Annotated in this window: 17 protein-coding genes; 7 read left to right on the forward strand and 10 right to left on the reverse strand. The window is 69.5% G+C overall.

Annotation, left to right across the window (positions count from 1 at the left end):
• Position 1 precedes the first annotated feature (1 nt).
• From ACIBH2_RS32055 to ACIBH2_RS32080, 6 genes are all read right to left on the reverse strand, one after another.
• A complete protein-coding gene (locus tag ACIBH2_RS32055) occupies positions 2–3,973 on the reverse strand; it encodes a SpoIIE family protein phosphatase (RefSeq protein WP_397124411.1) in 3,972 nt (1,323 codons plus the stop codon).
• 8 nt (positions 3,974–3,981) lie between these two features.
• Positions 3,982–4,368 (reverse strand): STAS domain-containing protein, encoded by a 387-nt coding sequence (locus tag ACIBH2_RS32060; protein ID WP_397124413.1) that lies wholly within the window; start codon positions 4,366–4,368, stop codon positions 3,982–3,984.
• A 42-nt stretch (positions 4,369–4,410) separates the two neighbouring features.
• Entirely contained in the window at positions 4,411–5,121 is a 711-nt protein-coding gene (locus ACIBH2_RS32065) for a PAS and ANTAR domain-containing protein (RefSeq protein ID WP_397124699.1), read from the reverse strand.
• 135 nt (positions 5,122–5,256) lie between these two features.
• Positions 5,257–6,285, reverse strand: coding sequence for a DoxX family membrane protein (locus ACIBH2_RS32070; protein WP_397124415.1), 1,029 nt, complete (start codon positions 6,283–6,285; stop codon positions 5,257–5,259).
• Positions 6,286–6,448: 163 nt separating this feature from the next.
• Entirely contained in the window at positions 6,449–7,081 is a 633-nt protein-coding gene (locus tag ACIBH2_RS32075; protein ID WP_397124417.1) for a response regulator, read from the reverse strand.
• Complete coding sequence (locus ACIBH2_RS32080) at positions 7,078–8,250, reverse strand: sensor histidine kinase (RefSeq protein ID WP_397124419.1); 1,173 nt, start codon at positions 8,248–8,250, stop codon at positions 7,078–7,080. The genes ACIBH2_RS32075 and ACIBH2_RS32080 overlap by 4 nt, the downstream gene beginning before the upstream one ends.
• Positions 8,251–8,444: 194 nt before the next feature.
• Between ACIBH2_RS32080 and ACIBH2_RS32085 the strand changes: the two genes are divergently transcribed.
• Positions 8,445–9,002 (forward strand): heme-binding protein, encoded by a 558-nt coding sequence (locus ACIBH2_RS32085; RefSeq protein ID WP_397124421.1) that lies wholly within the window; start codon positions 8,445–8,447, stop codon positions 9,000–9,002.
• Between the two features lie 80 nt (positions 9,003–9,082).
• Entirely contained in the window at positions 9,083–9,505 is a 423-nt protein-coding gene (locus ACIBH2_RS32090; protein WP_397124423.1) for a hypothetical protein, read from the forward strand.
• Between the two features lie 9 nt (positions 9,506–9,514).
• Here ACIBH2_RS32090 and ACIBH2_RS32095 read toward each other — a convergent pair whose 3' ends face one another.
• Positions 9,515–10,129 carry a TetR/AcrR family transcriptional regulator gene (locus ACIBH2_RS32095; RefSeq protein WP_397124425.1) on the reverse strand — a complete coding sequence of 205 codons (615 nt, stop codon included), beginning with the start codon at positions 10,127–10,129 and terminating at the stop codon, positions 9,515–9,517.
• Between the two features lie 98 nt (positions 10,130–10,227).
• Between ACIBH2_RS32095 and ACIBH2_RS32100 the strand changes: the two genes are divergently transcribed.
• From ACIBH2_RS32100 to ACIBH2_RS32115, 4 genes are read left to right on the forward strand one after another with little or no spacing between them, the layout of a single operon-like run.
• On the forward strand, positions 10,228–11,121 hold the full coding sequence (locus ACIBH2_RS32100) for a metal-dependent hydrolase (RefSeq protein ID WP_397124427.1): 894 nt from the start codon (positions 10,228–10,230) through the stop codon (positions 11,119–11,121).
• Complete coding sequence (locus ACIBH2_RS32105; RefSeq protein WP_397124429.1) at positions 11,121–12,173, forward strand: PDR/VanB family oxidoreductase; 1,053 nt, start codon at positions 11,121–11,123, stop codon at positions 12,171–12,173. The genes ACIBH2_RS32100 and ACIBH2_RS32105 overlap by 1 nt, the downstream gene beginning before the upstream one ends.
• Complete coding sequence (locus ACIBH2_RS32110) at positions 12,170–13,624, forward strand: flavin-containing monooxygenase (protein WP_397124432.1); 1,455 nt, start codon at positions 12,170–12,172, stop codon at positions 13,622–13,624. The genes ACIBH2_RS32105 and ACIBH2_RS32110 overlap by 4 nt, the downstream gene beginning before the upstream one ends.
• Positions 13,624–14,595 (forward strand): SDR family oxidoreductase, encoded by a 972-nt coding sequence (locus tag ACIBH2_RS32115; protein WP_397124435.1) that lies wholly within the window; start codon positions 13,624–13,626, stop codon positions 14,593–14,595. The genes ACIBH2_RS32110 and ACIBH2_RS32115 overlap by 1 nt, the downstream gene beginning before the upstream one ends.
• Here ACIBH2_RS32115 and ACIBH2_RS32120 read toward each other — a convergent pair.
• Positions 14,529–14,846 carry a hypothetical protein gene (locus ACIBH2_RS32120; protein WP_397124436.1) on the reverse strand — a complete coding sequence of 106 codons (318 nt, stop codon included), beginning with the start codon at positions 14,844–14,846 and terminating at the stop codon, positions 14,529–14,531. The two genes, ACIBH2_RS32115 and ACIBH2_RS32120, sit on opposite strands and share 67 nt — an antisense overlap.
• 202 nt (positions 14,847–15,048) lie before the next feature.
• Between ACIBH2_RS32120 and ACIBH2_RS32125 the strand changes: the two genes are divergently transcribed.
• Complete coding sequence (locus ACIBH2_RS32125) at positions 15,049–16,455, forward strand: serine/threonine-protein kinase (RefSeq protein ID WP_397124438.1); 1,407 nt, start codon at positions 15,049–15,051, stop codon at positions 16,453–16,455.
• Between the two features lie 12 nt (positions 16,456–16,467).
• Here the strand turns inward: ACIBH2_RS32125 and ACIBH2_RS32130 are convergent, their stop codons facing one another.
• Together ACIBH2_RS32130 and ACIBH2_RS32135 are read right to left on the reverse strand one after the other, a co-directional pair.
• A complete protein-coding gene (locus ACIBH2_RS32130; RefSeq protein ID WP_397124440.1) occupies positions 16,468–16,902 on the reverse strand; it encodes a DUF4189 domain-containing protein in 435 nt (144 codons plus the stop codon).
• 11 nt (positions 16,903–16,913) lie between these two features.
• Positions 16,914–17,363: a DUF4189 domain-containing protein gene (locus ACIBH2_RS32135; RefSeq protein WP_397124442.1), complete on the reverse strand. Its 450-nt coding sequence runs from the start codon at positions 17,361–17,363 to the stop codon at positions 16,914–16,916.
• Between the last annotated feature and the right edge of the window lie 68 nt (positions 17,364–17,431).

The raw sequence follows: 17,431 nt of genomic DNA on the forward strand, positions 1-17,431 counted from the left end.
GCTAGTCGGTGTGCTCGAACCGCAGCGTGACGCGGGTACCGTGCGGTGTGCGCAGCGTGTCGACGTGATCGGCCAGACCGTGCATGAGCGTGTACCCGCGCCCGCGCAGCTCGCCGTCGAGTGCGGGGGTGGTCGGATCCGGTGACCACGTGCCCGGATCGCTGACCGTCGCCACGACACTGTCCCGCACCCGGAACGCTTCGATCGAGACCGTGGACCGGCCGTCGGAGTGGCCGCCGTGCTCGATGGCGTTGGCGAGCGCCTCGCCCACCGCGAGCAGGATGTCGTAGCCGCGGTCCGGGGCGATATCGTGATCGATCAGCCAGCGCCGCAAGCGGTTTCGGGCTTCGGTCACCCGTGCGGGGGTGGCGGGCAGCACGATGGCGAAGCCGCGGGCGGTGGCGTGCACCGGGCGCACCGCCAGCACGGCGACGTCGTCGGAGTAGCCGTCGGGCGGGGCGAGGCGGCGCAGCAGTTCGGTGCAGATCTCCCCCACCGGGAGGTGCGCGCACTCGGCGAAGGTGGTGCGGAGCCGTTCGAAACCGATATCGAGGCTCTCCCCGGGGCGTTCGATCAGCCCGTCGGTGTAGAGCAGGACGACGCTGCCGGGCGGGATATCGGCGCGCCCGAAAGCTCCCCGGCTCCCGGCGTTGGGCACCGCGACCGGTGGCCGCCGTCCTCCGGTGAGGAATGCGGCCTGCCCGTCCGGGGTGAGCAGCAACGGATACGGGTGTCCGGCGCAGCTGTATTCGAGGGTGCGCGCGGGGGTGTCGACCACCGCGTAGACCAGCGTCGCGCAGCGGCTGCCCGGCACCGCGGTCGCGAAATGGTCCACGGTCTCGAGCACCGCGGCCGGATCGGCGGCGGTCAGCGCCCCCGACGCCAGCCCGGAGCGCAGTTTGCTCATGGCCACCGCGGCGGGCAGCCCGTGTCCGACCACGTCGCCGACCGAGATGCCGAGGCGGTTGGGCTCGCGCAGTGGAACTGCGAGGTACCAGTCGCCGCCGACCCGCATGGCTTCACCGGCCGGTTGGTACACCGCGCCGACCACCGCGGCCGTCGACCGGCGGTCCAGGTCCAGGAGCTGTTCCTGGAATTCGACGGCGATGCGGTGTTCGCGCGCCAGGGTGCGCACTCGGCCCAGCGCACGGCGCGCCACCTCGGCGACGGCGGCCAGCACCTCCAGGTCGACCGCGTCGAAGGTGCGTGGATGCGACCACAGCAGCGCCAGCGCGCCGATCACCCGATCGGCGTCGTCGCGCAGCGGATAGGTGACGCTGGCGCGGCTGTCCCCCGCTCCCCCGAGCACGTCGGCCCCGGTGCCGTCGGCGGCGTTCACCACCACCAGTCGGCCGGTGCGGATGACATCGACGATCGGCGTGGGCGCGTCGAGGGCGAGCACCTGCGGTCGACCGGTCGGCCGATCCGCGATATCGCCCGCGTATTCGACACGGATGCAATCGGTTTCACCGTCGAGGACGGCGATGACGGCGCCGCTGGCGGCGGCGGGCGCGGTCTCGAGGAGGGCGGCGAGGATACTGCCGACGGTATCGGTGGAGTGCAGCGCGAATTCGAGTTCGCTCAGCGCGGCGGCGCGGCGCGCGCCGCCGTCGACGCGCAGCCGTCCGGCCCGTTCCCGGGCGGCGGCGGCCAGGCGGGCGGCGACACGGTCGACCAGATCCCGGGAGGTGAACGGCTTCGGTATGTAATCGTCGGCGCCACCGGCGAATCCGGCGCTGGCCGATTCGCGGCCCGCGCGGGCCGACAACATGATGACCGGCGTGGCCGCCAGCTCCGGATCGGCGCGCACGGCAGCGACGAAGGCGAATCCGTCGAGTCCGGGCATCATCACATCGGTGACGACCGCATCGGGTCGATGCTTGCGCACCGCCCGCAGCGCCGATTCGCCGTCGCCCACGAGAACGGTATCCCAGTGCGCGGACAGCACCCGGTCGAGATGTCTGCGCATATCGGCGTTGTCGTCGGCGATGAGGACGAGTTCGCGTCGCGCGCCGCCGTCGCGGCGTGGGCGCTGGATGGTGTCGGGCAGCCGCGCGCCCGACTTCTCGACGGCGAGCGCGGGCGAGTGGCCGCCGGTCTCGGTCCGCGCACCGAGCGAGACCAGTTCGCCCGCCCGGGAATTCACGTCCCGTCCCGCCGTGAGGTGGTCGCCGCCGGGCTCGACGCCGAGCCATTGCCCGGCCTCGGCCACATAGGGATTGTCGGCTCCGGTCCTCGGGTGCACTCGCTCGGCGGGCGGATTCTCGGTGCTGCGCGGGAGCCGAATGGTGACGGTGGTGCCCAGGCCGGGTTCGCTGTCGATATCCACCGTCCCCCGGTGTAATTCGACCAGTCCGCGCACCAGGGACAGCCCGATCCCGGTGCCCTCCACGCTGCGGGCGCGCGCGTTCTCGGCGCGGTAGAAGCGGTCGAACAGCCGCCCCACTTCACCGCGCGCGATGCCGATACCGGTGTCGCGCACCGTAATTCGGCACTGGTCGGTGTTCTCGGCGCGCACCTGCACCCGAATCTCGCCGTGGAAGGTGTATTTCACGGCGTTGGAGAGCAGGTTCAGCACCACCGTCTCCCACATGGCGGCGTCCACCTCGGCGGCGACCGCGTGGCAGTCGAGCACCAGCACCAGCCCGGCCCGCTCGCACAGTTCGGTGAACGAGGAGGCGATATCGGCGGTCAGCGCGCCCACATCGGCGCGTTCCAGCCGCGCGGTGGCGCGGCCGGATTCGATGCGGGAGAAGTCGAGCAGCGAATCCACCAGGCGCAGCAGGCGTCCGGCATTGCGGCGGGCGGTGCGCAGTCGGTCGGTCAGCAGCGCGTCGCCGTCGGCCGCGGCCAGCGCGTCGTCCACCGGACCGAGCAATAGCGTGAGCGGCGTGCGGAATTCGTGGCTGACATTGGTCAGGAAAGCCGTTTTCGCGCGGTCGAGTTCGGCCAGTTCGTCCGCGCGGCGACGCTGCTGCTCATACGAGACCGCCGCGGCGAAGGCCGACGAGAGCTGGTCGGCGAGCAGGCGGCAGAAACCCCGGTACTGCTGGTCCAGCGGTCGACGCGGACTGGTGGCGATGACCAGCACGCCGCGCGCCGACTCCGGACCCAGCGGCAGCAGGAGGGCGCGCTCGGGGCAGTCCTCGTCGAAAACCGTTGGGAGACCGGGAATCACCGACGCCAGATCGTCGATCTCGTGGCTGTCGGTGCGAGAGTCGCGCGCCGGTGTCCACGCGGTGAGTTCCGAGAGCGTGGCCGGGAGCAGTGGCAGCACCCGTTCGGTCGCGCCGCGCAGGGTGATCTCCTGTGCCCCAGCGTCTTCCACGTACACCGCGACGAAGGGCAGATCCGCCGGATGGCGCGCGCACACCGCGACCGTCGTGCAGACCGCGTCCACGACGGTGCGGGTCTCCATCACCGCCGCGGCGACCGCGTTGAGCGCGTGCAGTCGACGCTCGCCCAGCACCCGCTCGGTCGTCTCGGTCACCGCGCAGAACACACCGCCCACGACGCCGTCGACGGCGATGAGCGGGCTGTAGCTGAACGTGAAATACCGTTCCTGTGGCCGGTTTCCGGTGACCAGCGGCAGCATGAGATCGTCCGACCAGGTCGCCGCCCCGGTCTCCACCACGCTGCGCAGCATGGGTTCGATGGAAGCCCAGACGTCCCACCACACATCACGGCCGGTACGCCCCAGCGCCGCCGGATGCTTGTCGCCCAGAATCGGAATGTAGGCGTCGTTGTACACCAGGAACAGCTCGCGCGCCCCCAGCCACAGAATGATCGGGAACCGGGAGGTCAAGGCGACCGCCACCGACGCCCGCAGTTCCGACGGCCAGCCCGACGGCGGGCCGAGCGGATGTGTGGCCCAATCGAATTCGGCGAACCGCCGCCCCATCTCGCCGCCCAGCGCGGTCGCGAGCCGCAGGTCGGACGGCAGCGCGGGACCGGAGGAGGCGGGCGAGTGCACGGCTGCCCCTAGGAATCCCGTGCCGGTTTCTCGGTGCCGGACGGCTCGATACCCAAGGCGTCGTCCATCGTCGGATACACATCCAGGATGCTGTCCAAGTTCGTCACCTCGATCGGTCGTAGCACGCGGGCGTCGGCGGCCACCAGACGCACCGCGACGCCGCCCTCCGCTCCCTGTTCATGACATTCGAGCACGGCGTTCAATCCCGCACTGCCGAAATAGGTGACGGGGCGCAGATCTCCGACCAACAGGTGGGACGGATGGGTAAGGGCCAACTCCAGGCCCGCCTTCAATCCCGCGACGAGGACGTGGACACTGCTCATGTCCACATCGCCCTCGGCGCGCACGATCACCGCATTGTCGCCGACCTCGTGGGCGACCCTCAACAGCTTCATCCGTCTTCCCGTATCGAGCTCTCACCTTGCCGCCGTAAGAGATTACGACCGGCCGTCCGGGCCGTTGGCGGCGCGCCGGGACGGGCGTTCGGACGGGATGCGTTCGTGCACGGTGAGCAGCAGGTGGTCGAAGTGGCTCTGGGTCGCCGGGGCCGAGGAGGGGATCGTGTCGAGCTCGGCCACGAGTTGGGTGGCCAGCGCGCGGAGTTTGGTGTTCGTCTCCTGCGAGCGCCAGCGCAGCACCCGGAACGCCTGATCGGCATTGATTCGGTAGATCAGCATGAGTACCCCCTTGGCCTGTTCGATGACCGCGCGCGCCTGGAACAGCTCGGGCAGGGTCTCGTCCAGGATTTCCTGGGTGGTCTCGGCGAGCGTGTCGGTGAGATCGATGTAGTAGCCCGAGGTGCCGACCACCGTGCCGGACTCGTCGAACATGCGGTCGGCCACCACGATCACATTGTGGATCGCGCCGGAGGTGTCCAGGAAGCGGTGGCGGCTGGAGAACGATTCGCCCGAGTGCAGCGCGTAATCGAGAAGGTCCTGTACATGCGCCCGGTCATCGGGGTGTTTGTGCGACATCAGCAGTTCGGTGGTCGGTTCCACCTCGCCCGGCTCGTAGCCGTGCATGCGCGCGACCTCGTCGGACCACTCCCAGCGTTGACCCACGAACCAGAAGCGGAATCCGCCCACCGATTCTTGGTGTTGGGCGGCCGCTGGCGCGCCGTCGGTTTCGCCCGGCGCGGGGGCGGGAATGTGCAAAGGGCCGTTCACCCCTGGAGTATCCCACCCGCGCGTTCATTGGAAGGCGCAGCACACGAATCCGCTCGAAAGTGTCGGCCTACCCGCTCCCGAATCGCCTTCGGCGGGTAGGCCGTCCACGCGCTCGCGTCAGCGCCACCGGCGGCGCGGTTTGGTATCGGCGGTGTCGCGCACCGAATCCACCAGATGCGCGCCGCGCTTGCGGGCGGTGGCGGCGAGTTCGGGTCCGCGATCCTTGGCGACCTCGGCCCATTCCGAGCCGCGCTCGCGGGCGATCTCGGCCCAGTCGGCCCCGCGCTCGCGGGCCGCCTCGGCGAATTCCGGTCCTCGTTCCTTGGCGAGCTCGGCGAGGTAGGCCGCGCGCTCCTTGGCGGCTTCGGCGAACTCCGGTCCACGCTCCTTGGCGAGTTCGGCGAAGTGCGCGCTCCGTTCCTTGGCGGCCTCCGCGAATTCCGGGCCGCGCTCCTTGGCCAATTCGGCGAAATGCGCGCCGCGCTCCTTGGCCGCCTCGGCCAACTCCGGGCCACGTTCCTTGGCCACCTCGGCCAGCTTCGCGCCCTTGGCCTGTGCCGCCTCCGCCAGTTCGGCGCTGCGGGCCGCGGCGGTGCTCGCCAGGGCGCGGGCGCGAATCGCGGTGTCGTGCAGGCGATCTCCCGCGCCGTCACTCGATGCGCCGATGGGCAGTGCGGCGGAGACGGTCGCCATGGCGCTCTGCGCGGCGCGGCGGCCCCGCCAGCCCAGCGAGGGTTTGCCCTCGGTATCGGCGCTCGCGATGAGCAGTCCGCCGAGCAGGCTCACGTCCTTGAGGAAGGCGGCGCGTTTGGCGGCCTTGCGTTCGGGGTCCTTCTCCGCCCAGAAGTCCTGTTCGGTCACCGCGGCCGGGACCACGGTGGCGGCCAAGACCAGTGCCGCGGCGCGCGGGGCCCGGCCCAAAGCCAGCAGCACACCGCCAGCGACCTGCGCTCCGGCGTTCACGCGCACCACCATGGCCGGATCGGCCGAAATCTTCGCCCCCGATTCCCCGGGACTCGCTTCCTTGGCGCGCGCCATCAAGGTGGTGGCCGCCTCTACCCGCCGCTCCGGATGCAGCAGCGTGTCGACGCCGTCCACCACGAATGCGGAGGCCAGCAGCGGTCGGGCCAGTCGGCGGAGCAACATGAACGTCCCCTTTGCGTCGTAAGCCGAACGAAACCGGTAGGTCCATACAGCGCCCGACTCAGGCTAACACTCGGCAACACTGAGTACCGGGGCGTACGCGCCTACCGTTTTGACGGATACCTCGTTCCCCCGGCCGCAAACCCGACCATTGTGATTCCGGCGCTCAGGCGAGCAGGCGCTGCTCCTTGGCGACCGCGACCGCGGCGGCGCGGGTGTCGACCCCGAGCTTGTCGTAGATACGACCGAGGTGGGTCTTCACGGTGGCCTCGCTGATGTGCAGGGCGCGGGCGATCTCGCGATTGCCGAGACCGTGCGCCAGCTGCGCGAGGATGTCGAGTTCGCGAGCGGTCAAGGCGGGCCCGGGATTTCGCATACGGGCCATGACCCGCTGGGCGACGGGCGGGGAGAGCGCGGGGCGGCCCTGCGCGGCGGCGCGAATGGCGGCGAAGAGTTCCTCGGGCCGTTCGGCTTTGAGCAGGTAGCCGGTCGCGCCCGCCTCGATGGCGCGGGCGATATCGGCGTCGGTGTCGTAGGTGGTGAGGACGAGGACGTGAGAGGTGTTGCCGGGCACGGCGGTTATTCGGCGGGTGGCCTCCACACCGTCGATGCCGGAGCCGAGCTGTAGATCCATGAGCACCACATCCGGATGGTGGCGCTCGGTCAACGCCACCGCTTCGGCCCCGGTGCCCGCCTCGGCCACCACCTCGACATCCGCGGCACTGTCGAGCAGGGCCAGCAGTCCGGCGCGCACCACGGCGTGGTCGTCGCAGACCAGCACCCGGATCGGCGAATTCATGACTGCCGCAGCGGGATCGAGGCGGAGAGCACGGTGCCCTCACCGGGCGCGGATTCGATGGTCAAGGTGCCTCCGAATTGGTGTAGTCGGGCGCGAATGGCGGCGAGTCCGTACCCACGTTGGCCGGGTTCGCCGGATGCGCCGGGGCGGGCGGTCTCGGGGTCGAATCCCGTTCCGTCGTCGGCGATATCGAGGACGACGCGATCCTCGAGCATGGTCAGGGTGACGGTGGCCTGGGTGGCGTGCGCGTGTTCGCGGACATTGGCCAGCGCGCCCTGCGTGATGCGCAGCAGCGTCGCCTCGACGGGTGCGGGCACCGTGACCGCCTCTCCCTCACCGTGGAATCGGATGGTGAGCGCCTCGGTGCTCTCCCGCGCGGCCAGCGCGTCCAGGGCCGTGACCAGCGACCCGTGCGCGGCGAGATCGGCCGGTGCCAGGTCGTGCACGAATTGCCGTGCCTCGGTGAGGTTCTGCTCCGCGATGGCCTCGGCGGTGCGCACATGGCCGCGGGCCCGCTCGGCGTCGGCGTCCCAGACGCGGTCCGCGGCTTGGAGCAGCATGCGCTGGCTCGACAGGCCCTGTGCGAGGGTGTCGTGGATTTCCATGGCGAGGCGTTGGCGTTCGGCGAGGGTGCCCGCGCGGCGTTCGGTGGCGGCCAGTTCGCGGCGGGTGCGCATCAGATCGTCGATGAGCGCGCGCTGTCGCTCGGCCTGCCGTCGCATGTACACGAACACGGCGGTGGCGACGGCGGTGACGGTGGGCAGGGCCACGAGGATCGACGGATCGGCCCAGCCCGCCAGTTTCAGCTGCGCGCCCATGACGAAGGCGGTCAGGACGGTGACCAGAATCAGCGCGGTGCGCACGGGGAGAATCCGTAAGCCGGTGTACAGCAACGGCACCGCACACCACGCGAAGCTGGGTGCCAGCACCACGAGCACGATCCAGAGCGCGACCACCACGGCCAACCAGGTGCGGCGGCCGCGTCGCGCGCCGACCGCGTAGACCCCGGCCAGCAGCACCGACAGCGCGAGGACGACCGGCAGCCGGTCGGAGTCGGGGTGGCGGATCAGGAATCGTGCCACGGAAGCGCCCACCAGCAGCAGGAACGCGGCGTACATGACGAGGCCGATCCATCGGTCCGCGTCGCCGTTCGGGTTCGGCCGTGCCATGTCATCACCTCCACTCGGGCACTCGACTTCTCATTCTTCCCGCACTCGCCGACCCCTCGGGTCATCCGATCGGTTGACCCGAGCATCCCCCGTACCGCCGCCGAGGAGTGGCTGCCTCGCCGATGCCGTACCACTGCCGCGGCAGCAGGATCGGTAGGGCAAGCACTTCCAGCGAACGAACGGATACCGCGATCATGACCATCACCAAGTCCCGCCGCACCCTGACCGGCCTGCTCACCGGCGCCGCCGTGGTCGCCGCCGTCGGCGCGGGAGCCGTCGCGGTCGACCTCACCGGCTCCGACGCCCCCGCCGAGGTGGCCCTGGTCGCCGACGCCAGCACGGGCAATCTGCGCCAGTCCACCGGCCTGACCATCGATGCCGCGACCCGCGCCGCCCAGGCCGCCCTGGACGCCGCCGAACAGCAGAACCAGCGCGTGAGCGTCGCCGTGGTGGACCGCGACGGCAATACCCTCGTGACGCTGCGCGGCGACGGGGCGGGCCCGCAGTCCTACGACTCCGCCGAGCGCAAGGCCTTCACCGCCGTCTCCTGGAACGCGCCGACGTCCGAGCTGAGCAAGCGCCTCGCCGGTGCCCCGACGCTCGCCGATATCCCGGGCACCCTGTTCCTCGCGGGCGGCGCGCCCGTCACCGCGGGCGGTGCGCCGATCGCCGGAATCGGGGTGGCCGGAGCGCCCAGCGGTGATCTCGACGAGCAGTTCGCCCGCGCCGGTGTCGAGGAACTGTCGCGCTGATCGCGGTCGAGTTTCGCCGGACGCGGGGCGGGTATCGCCGCCACGGATCACCGAATGATCGACCCACTCGGGAGGCCGTGATGAGTGAACCCAAGCAGACCTACGATCCGCCGCAGAGCACCGGCGACCCGGATGCGGTCGAGACCGATCCGGCGGCGCTGAGCAGCGCCGAGGACCTGGACGAGGACCAGCTGCGCCAGGATCCCTACGAGGAGGGCATGGATCCGCCCGAGCATTGGACGGGCGTCACCGAATACGGCATGACGCAGTGGGAGGAGGGCCATCAGCGTCCGCTGGACGAGCGCCTGGCCGAGGAGGAGCCCGACACCTCCGCCGACGCCGTGGTCACCGACCCGGATGTGCCCGAATCCGATGTCCTGGGCATGCGCGAGAGCGACGAGGATCTGGGCACCGGCACCTATGAGGAGGATCTCGGCATTGCCGCCGATGTCGCGGGAGGTTCGGTGCCGCAGGAGATTCGGGAACCGGACCAACCGGAGTGAGGGGCCGCGTCAGCCCGCGATGATGGGCAGCAGATAGGTCTTCGCGAACGCGGCCAGCTCCGCCTCGGTGTCGAGGCGGACGCCGCCGTCGGGCGCGAGAATGAGCGAATGCACCACGCGGCAGGCGACTTCGGCGCGGGTGTGCAGGTCGGGGATCTCCGGCAGTAGCCCGCGCTCGGTCGCGCGTTCCAGGGTGCTGGCGGTCGCGGCGACGGTCATGGCGAAGACGGCCGCGCCCTCGGTGGTGAGCTTGGTGATGACGCGTTCGGGCTCGAGGGCCAGCAGCCGTCGCGCCAGCGGGTGCTCGCGCCACATGGTGAGCACCGTGGTGAAGATATCGGCCACCAGATCGCCGATCTCGCTGTGCCGCTCCACGATTCGCGACAGCTCGGTCAGCACCACCCCGACCTCGCGGCTCACCACGGCCTGCACCAGGTCGTCGCGCGAGCCCACGCGTCGGTACACGGTGACCCGATCCACGCCCGCCTGCCGGGCGACATCCTCGATGGTCGTCTTCTTCACCCCGAGCCGTTCGAACTGCACCAGCGCCGCGTCGAGAATGCGCGACTCGATGCTGTCCTGAGCATCGTGCGAGGTCACCGGGGGTGTGGACGTGGTTGACACACCATCGACGCTAGCAGCATCACGCGCCGCTGCAACATTCCGCTACCAATTGTGGCTGCAACATTGCCATAGGATTTGTTGCTCTGTACATTCGCCGTATGGCTGCGAAAGTCGGCGCGACGACGCGCCCCTACCGCGAGGAAGCGCATGCGATCCGGGCTCGCGATGTGCGTTTCGACTTCGATTCGGTGCCGATGCACTACATCCCGGGCGAGGTGCTCGCCACCCACATCGTCAATGTGATGCACCTGGTGCTGCCGGAGGGCGAGCGGGCCATGGCCCAATGCCTCGCCGAGGCACTGCCTTTCATCTCCGATGAGCGCTTGCGCGAGGAGGTGCAGGGTTTCATCGGTCAGGAGGCCATGCACGCCGCCAGCCACGAGGGCGCGCGGGCGCATCTGCAATCGATCGGCTTGGATGTCGAGTCCTATGTCAACGCCGTCGCGTGGTTGGTGGACCGGATTCTCGGCGATCACGGACTCACCGGGCGCGCCCGGGAGGAGTGGTTGAAGGAGCGGCTCGGACTCTTCGCGGGGATGGAGCATTTCACGGCTGTGATCGGCGAATGGCTGCTCAACGCCGATATTCTGGCCGAGCGCGGTATGCATCCGGCCATGCTGGATCTGGTGCGCTGGCACGGGGCCGAGGAGGTCGAGCACCGCAGTGTGGTCTTCGACGCCTACGCGCACGTGGACGGTAGCTATGCCCGGCGGGCGCGCACGGCGGTGCTGGCCACCGCGACGCTGTTGCCGCTGTTCATCGTGTCGACCGCCTACCTGTACCGCAACGATCCCTCGCCGAACAAGGGCCGGTTCTGGGCGCTGCAGTTTGTGAGCGCCACCCGGCGCGGCGTGATCCCCAGCTGGACAACCTTTTTCACCGAGATGCCCCGGTATCTGCGGCGCGGATTCCATCCGTCGCAGCTCGGTCCGATGGACAAGGCGCTGCGTTATCTGGCGCACTCCCCCGCCGCGCGGGCGGTGGGTCACTGATGGCGGCGCCGGCGGTGACTCCGGAATTCACGCCCGCGCCCGGACTGCGGCTGTTGAGCGCCGCGATGGACACCTACAAGCGGATTTTCGTCTCCGGGCCGACGGCGCACCTGTTGTCGCGGTCGAATCCGGTGCGCCACAGCGGCTTCGATCTGAATCTGGTAGTCGATCAGATCACCGACGAGACGGTCGACGTCCTGTCGTTCACCTTGCGCGCCATGGACGGCGGGCCGCTGCCCGCGTGGCGGCCCGGATCGCATCTGGATGTGTTCCTGCCCTCGGGTCGGCAGCGGCAGTACTCGCTGTGCGGTGATCCGAGTGATCGGTCGAGTTATCGGATCGCGGTGCGGCGCATGGTGAACGGCGATGGCGGGTCGCTGGAGATGCATCGCGCGCTGCGCAGCGGTACCGCGTTGCGGGCGCGGGGGCCGCGCAACGCGTTCACCTTCGTGGCGGCCCCGTCGTATCTGTTCCTCGCCGCGGGGATCGGCATCACGCCGATTCTGCCGATGGCCAAGGCCGCCGGATCCCGGGGGCAGCTCATCTATCTGGGGCGTTCGCGGGCGACGATGCCGTTTCTCGACGAGGTGCCCGAGGCGGAGGTCCGGCCCGACGACGAATTCGGGACGCCGGATATCGCGGCCTTGATCGCGCGCGCCGAACCCGGTGCGGCCGTGTATGTCTGCGGTCCGCCGCCGGTGCTGGCCGCCGCCCAGGCGACCATGTTCGAGGTGAATCCGACCGGATCGCTGCACACCGAGCGTTTCTCCGCACTGCCGGTGACCGACGGCCGGGCATTCGATATCCGGCTCGCGCGCACCGGCCGCACGGTGCGCGTCGGTGCCGAGGAGACCGCGCTCGCCGCCATTCGGCGCGTGGTGCCCGATGTGGTCTACTCCTGTCAGCAGGGCTTCTGCGGCACCTGTAAGACCCGGGTGTTGACCGGGGAGGTCGATCACCGCGACCGGACTCTGCCGCAGGCCGAACGCGCGGACCACATGCTGACCTGCGTCTCCCGCGCGGCGGGCGAGACCGTGGTGGTGGATCTGTGAACGAGCACCACCACATAGCGATCGTCGGGGCCGGGTTCGGCGGCATCGGGCTCGCAATCAAGTTGCGGCAGGCCGGATTCGACGATCTCGTCATTCTCGAGCGGGCGGGCGATCTGGGCGGTACCTGGCAGGCCAATACCTATCCGGGGTGCGCCTGCGATGTGCCGTCGCAGTTGTACAGCTACTCCTTCGCGCCGAATCCGGATTGGTCGCGCAAGTACGGCAAGCAGTCGGAGATTCTCGCCTACATTCGCGCGGTCGCCACGAAATACGGTGTGCCGCGCCATATTCGATACAACACCGAACTGCTCGAGGCGCGTTGGGACGACAGCGCGTCGCGCTGGCGCATCACGACCTCGCGGGGCAGCTTCACCGCCGCTGTCCTGATCTCCGCGACCGGGCTGTTCGCCGAGGCCAAGTATCCATCGCTGCCGGGTCTGGAGACGTTCGCGGGCAAGGCCTTTCATTCGCTGCACTGGGATCACGACTACGACCTGACCGGCAAGCGGGTCGCGGTGATCGGCACCGGGGCCTCGGCGGTGCAGTTCGTGCCGGAGATTCAGCCCGAGGTCGCCGAGCTCACCGTCTTCCAGCGCTCCGCGCCGTGGATCGTGCCGCGCATGGACCGTCGCACCCACGGGGTGGAGCGGCTGTTGCTGCGTCGGCTGCCCATGGTGGGCAAGGCGATTCGGGGTGGCTGGTTCACCGCCATCGAGGGTTTCGGTCTGGTCGGATTCGTGGACAAACGTTTCCGACATCCCTATGAGCTGTTGGGGCGGCTGCAATTGCTGCGCCAGGTCCGCGATCCTCGGCTGCGGCGAATTCTCACGCCGGACTACATGATCGGATGTAAGCGGGCCATCTTCTCCGACTCCTACCTGCCCGCCCTCGATCAGCCCAATGTCGAGGTGGTGACCGACGGTATCGCCGAGGTGCGGCCGCATTCGATCGTGTCGCGCGACGGGACCGAACGCGCGGTGGACGCGATCATCTACGGCACCGGATTCACCTCTGTCCCCAGCGCTTTCGAGCGGTTCATCGGCCGCGACGACCATTCCATGGCCGAACTGTACCGCAAGGAGCCGCAGAGCTATCTGGGCGCGACGCTCGCCGGGTTCCCCAATTTCTTCTGCACGCTCGGGCCGTTCGGCGCGGCGGGCAATCAGTCCGCCATCTTCATGATCGAATCCCAGATCGCCTACATCGTGGACGCGCTCTCCACCATGCGGGAGCGGGGTGCGCGGCGCGTGGAGGTGAAGCAGCGCGTGCAGCAGTCGTTCCTGGCGGAGATGCGCGAGCGCAGCACCTCGACGGTGTGGGTGACCGGTGGTTGCACCGGCTACTACCAGACCCCCGACGGCCGCAATGCCGGGCTCTATCCGAACTGGAGCTTCGAATACCGCTGGCGGACCAGCCGATTCGATATCGATTCCTACGAGGTGAGCGCGTGATGGATCTCGGTCTCGGCGCACTGCGCCGAATCGTCTCACCGCACTACGACGTGCGCGGCAAGACCGTGCTCATCACCGGTGCGGGCCAGGGCATCGGCCGTGACCTGGCCACCGTCCTGTACCGGCGCGGCGCATCGGTCGCACTGGTCGATATCGACGGTATCGGCGCGCTCGCGAGCGCTTCCCTGCTCGGCCCGCGGACGCTGCCGCTCGCCGCCGATGTGGCCGACCGCGACGCGATGGCCGACGCGGTCGCGCGCACCGTCGATCATTTCGGCGGCCTCGATATCGTGGTGGCCAATGCGGGGGTGGTGCCGAAACCGGCGACGCTGCGCACCATGGATCCCGAGTCGTTCGACAGGGTTCTCGGTATCAACCTGACCGGCGTCTTCAATACCGTGCATCCGGCGCTGGACCATATCGTCGAGGCGCGCGGCCATGTCGTCGTCGTATCCTCCTGTGCCGCTTTCGCACCCGGCATGGGCGGATCGCCGTACATGATCAGCAAGGCGGCCGTGGAACAGCTCGGCCGTGCGCTGCGCGTGGAACTCGCCCCGCACGGCGCGACGGCGGGCGTCTCGTACTTCGGGATCGTGCAGACCGAGATGACCCACGCGACCCTGGACCGCGACGACCTGGGCCGCGAGATCGAGAGCCTGCTGCCGTGGCCGCTGAATGTGCGCATCACGGCGGCGGAGGCCGCGCGGGTGATCGCCGACGGTATTGCCCGCCGCGCCCCGCGCACCATCGCTCCGGCTGGCTGGGAGGCGTACGCGCTGCTGCGGGGCCTGGTCAATGTCGCCCTGGATCATCGGCTGACCCGAGATCCCCGTGTCGCCCGACTCATTCGGATTCTGGAGGGTGCGGCGCCGCCAACACGCGACGGTGCCGCACCGCCGGTCCATCAGACGGCCTCGAACGCCCCCCAGCGCACGGGTGTGGCGAGCGAGGAGCCGAACGACGTGCAGTAGGCGTACGACGGGGTGCCGGAGTGCGCCGCCGCACCCCGGGCGACCTTGCCGTTCGCGCATTGCGCCGCGCCGACGAATGTGCCTCCGGTGCAGGTGATTCCCGCGGTATTGGCGTCGTACCAGGACAGTCGGCAGTTCAAGCCGCCGGGTGCGCCCAACGGCGGCGCGGCCGAGGCGGTCGCGTCGCCGATCAGCAGCGGTGCCCCGACGAGGGCGGTGACGGCGAAGGTGGCAGCGAGCAGTCGTTTCATGGTTTCTCCTTTCCTCTGCGCACGTACTACCTGGTGTTTCGCGGCGGCGGCGACGAATCATTAACGCGGCCAGCGCAATTGGGTAGGCACTGCCCATCTGCCCGGCCTGGCCCGGAGGCGGCGGATTCGTACGGCCGTCGCGGTGTCCGCGGGTTGCGCTACATTCTCTGCGGGCCGAGGCACGGTGTCGGGGAGGATGGTCGTGAGTTTGCAGCCGGGGACCGTATACGCCGGATTCGCCATCGAGCGACTACTCGGCGCGGGCGGCATGGGTGCGGTGTATCTGGCCGAGCATCCGCGGATGCGGCGGCGGGTGGCGCTGAAGGTGCTCTCGAACACCTTCACCGTGGACGCGAAGGCGCGCGCCGCCTTCGATCGCGAGGCGACCCTCGCCGCCGGGCTCGATCACCCGAATATCGTGCCCGTCTACGACCGCAGCGCGGTCGACGAACCGGCGCTGTGGCTGGCGATGCGCTACATCGACGGTGGTGACGCCGCCGGATTGCTGAGCGAACACCCGCAGGGCCTCGACCCGGTACGGGCGGTCGGATTGCTCACCGATGCCGCGCACGCCCTGGACCACGCGCACGCGCAGGGTGTGCTGCACCGCGATGTGAAGCCCGCGAATCTGCTCATCGAAAGCGACACCCGCCACGGTGAGCGCGCGGTGCTCACCGATTTCGGCATCGCCCGCACGCTCGACGACACCGTCACCCTCTCCGGTGTCGCCGCCACCTTCGCCTATGCCGCGCCGGAGCGTTTCGAGGACACGCCCGCGGATCACCGCGCCGATATCTACTCCTTGGGCTGCACCCTGTTTCAACTGCTCACCGGCCAGCCGCCGTTTCCGCGCCGGGATCAGGCGGCCGTGATCGGCGCGCATCTGACCGCGCCGCCGCCCGCGCCGCGCGCGGTGCGACCCGACCTGCCCGCGGAATTCGACGAGGTGATCGCGACCGCGCTGGCCAAGTCGCCGCGTGACAGGTATGCCACCTGCACCGCCCTCGCCGAGGCCGCCGCCCGCGCGCTGCCGAAATCCACCGCACCCGTGGTGATTTCGAGGGACGACGATGAGCCCACGGTCGCCTGTCGCTCGGTCTCGCTGGTCAAAGCGACCGACAAAGCCGCCGTGTCGCTGGTGAAGGCACCGGATCAGGCGGCGGTGCCGACCATTGTCCGCGCCGCGCCGGTACGGGAGGTTCCGCCGCCGGAGATCGCTCCCGAACCGCCAGCCGACGGTTCGCGTCGCCGACGGTTCGCGGTCGTCTCGGGCCTGCTCCTGGCCGGTGTCGGCGTCACGCTCGGTGCGGCGTTCACGCTGCGCGACGAGACTCCCTCCACCGGCACCCCGCCGACGACCACCAGTGCGCCACAACAGATCACGTCGACCACCACCACGGTCCCGAGCAGCATCCAGGTCACCTCGACACCCTCGCCGGTCGAGGCCCCACCGCCCGCCGACACCCCGGTGCAGGTCGAGAACCAACCCGTCGAGGAGCCGCCCGCCGAACAGTACGTACCGACCTACACCGTCGAGCGGCCCTCGCAGCCCACCAACCAAGCGCCACAGGTCGTTCCGCAGACGCGAGTCCATCAATTCGGCGGCTGAACCCGCCCCGGCTTATCCGGCGTTGGCCGTGCAGATGGTGTCGAGAACGAAAGCGGGCTTGGTGATTTCGAGCAGCGGCGTGCCGACATCCGGTCCCGCGATGCGCAGGGCATCCGCCTCGGCCTCGGCGGCGGTGGCCCCAGTTCCCGTGAAATAGAACGGCATCGCCCCGCCGAACGGGGTCTTGCCATCGCGCTCGACCACCGAACCGCACGCGTTGTGAATCCGCGCCACGATATGGCAGACACTCTCCCCGCACGCGTCCAGAGCGGCCTGATCGGCCTCGTGCTGCACCGGATAGTCGGCCGCCGCACCGACCCGCATGGTGGTCACGGCGATCGCGCCGTACAGATCCCCGGCCGCGTTCGCGGTTCCAGCGCCCAGGAACACCAGCGACCCCGCCGCGGGAATCACCATGGCCAGCGCCAACTTTCGCAACGATGTCATCTGCTCGCCCCTCATCCGGCGTTCGCGGTGCACACGGTGTTCCGAACGTACGGCTCCCCCATCATGGAGCTGCCGTACGCCAGGCTGATGGCGGTAGCCCACGGCGTATTCGGCGGCACCTGCGCGAACGCCATACGCTCGGCGTCGGCGCCCGTGGCACCGGTGCCGTAGTAGTACACCGGGTAATGCGTGAAAAGCCCGCGATTGTCCTTCTCCACCACCGACCCACAGCCGTTCTGAATCTCCAATGTCACCCGGCACCAGGCAACCCCGCACGCATCGAGCGCGGCCTGATTGGCAGCGGCCTGACTCGGATAGTCGGTAGCGTGCCCAACCTGAAACGTGCCCACCGCGATAGCACCGTAGAGCCCACCGGCCTGCGCGGTCCCGGCCCCGCTGGCCACCAGTGCCCCCGCCGCCGGAATCACCAAGGCCAGCGCGGACTTTCCCAACAACGACATGCATCAGCCCCCGAGATCGAACGAGTATCCGGGCGATCATGACCGCATTCGCGCCAACTGTCCAGCCC

Source organism: Nocardia sp. NPDC050406 (assembly GCF_044459025.1).
Lineage (GTDB): Bacteria > Actinomycetota > Actinomycetes > Mycobacteriales > Mycobacteriaceae > Nocardia.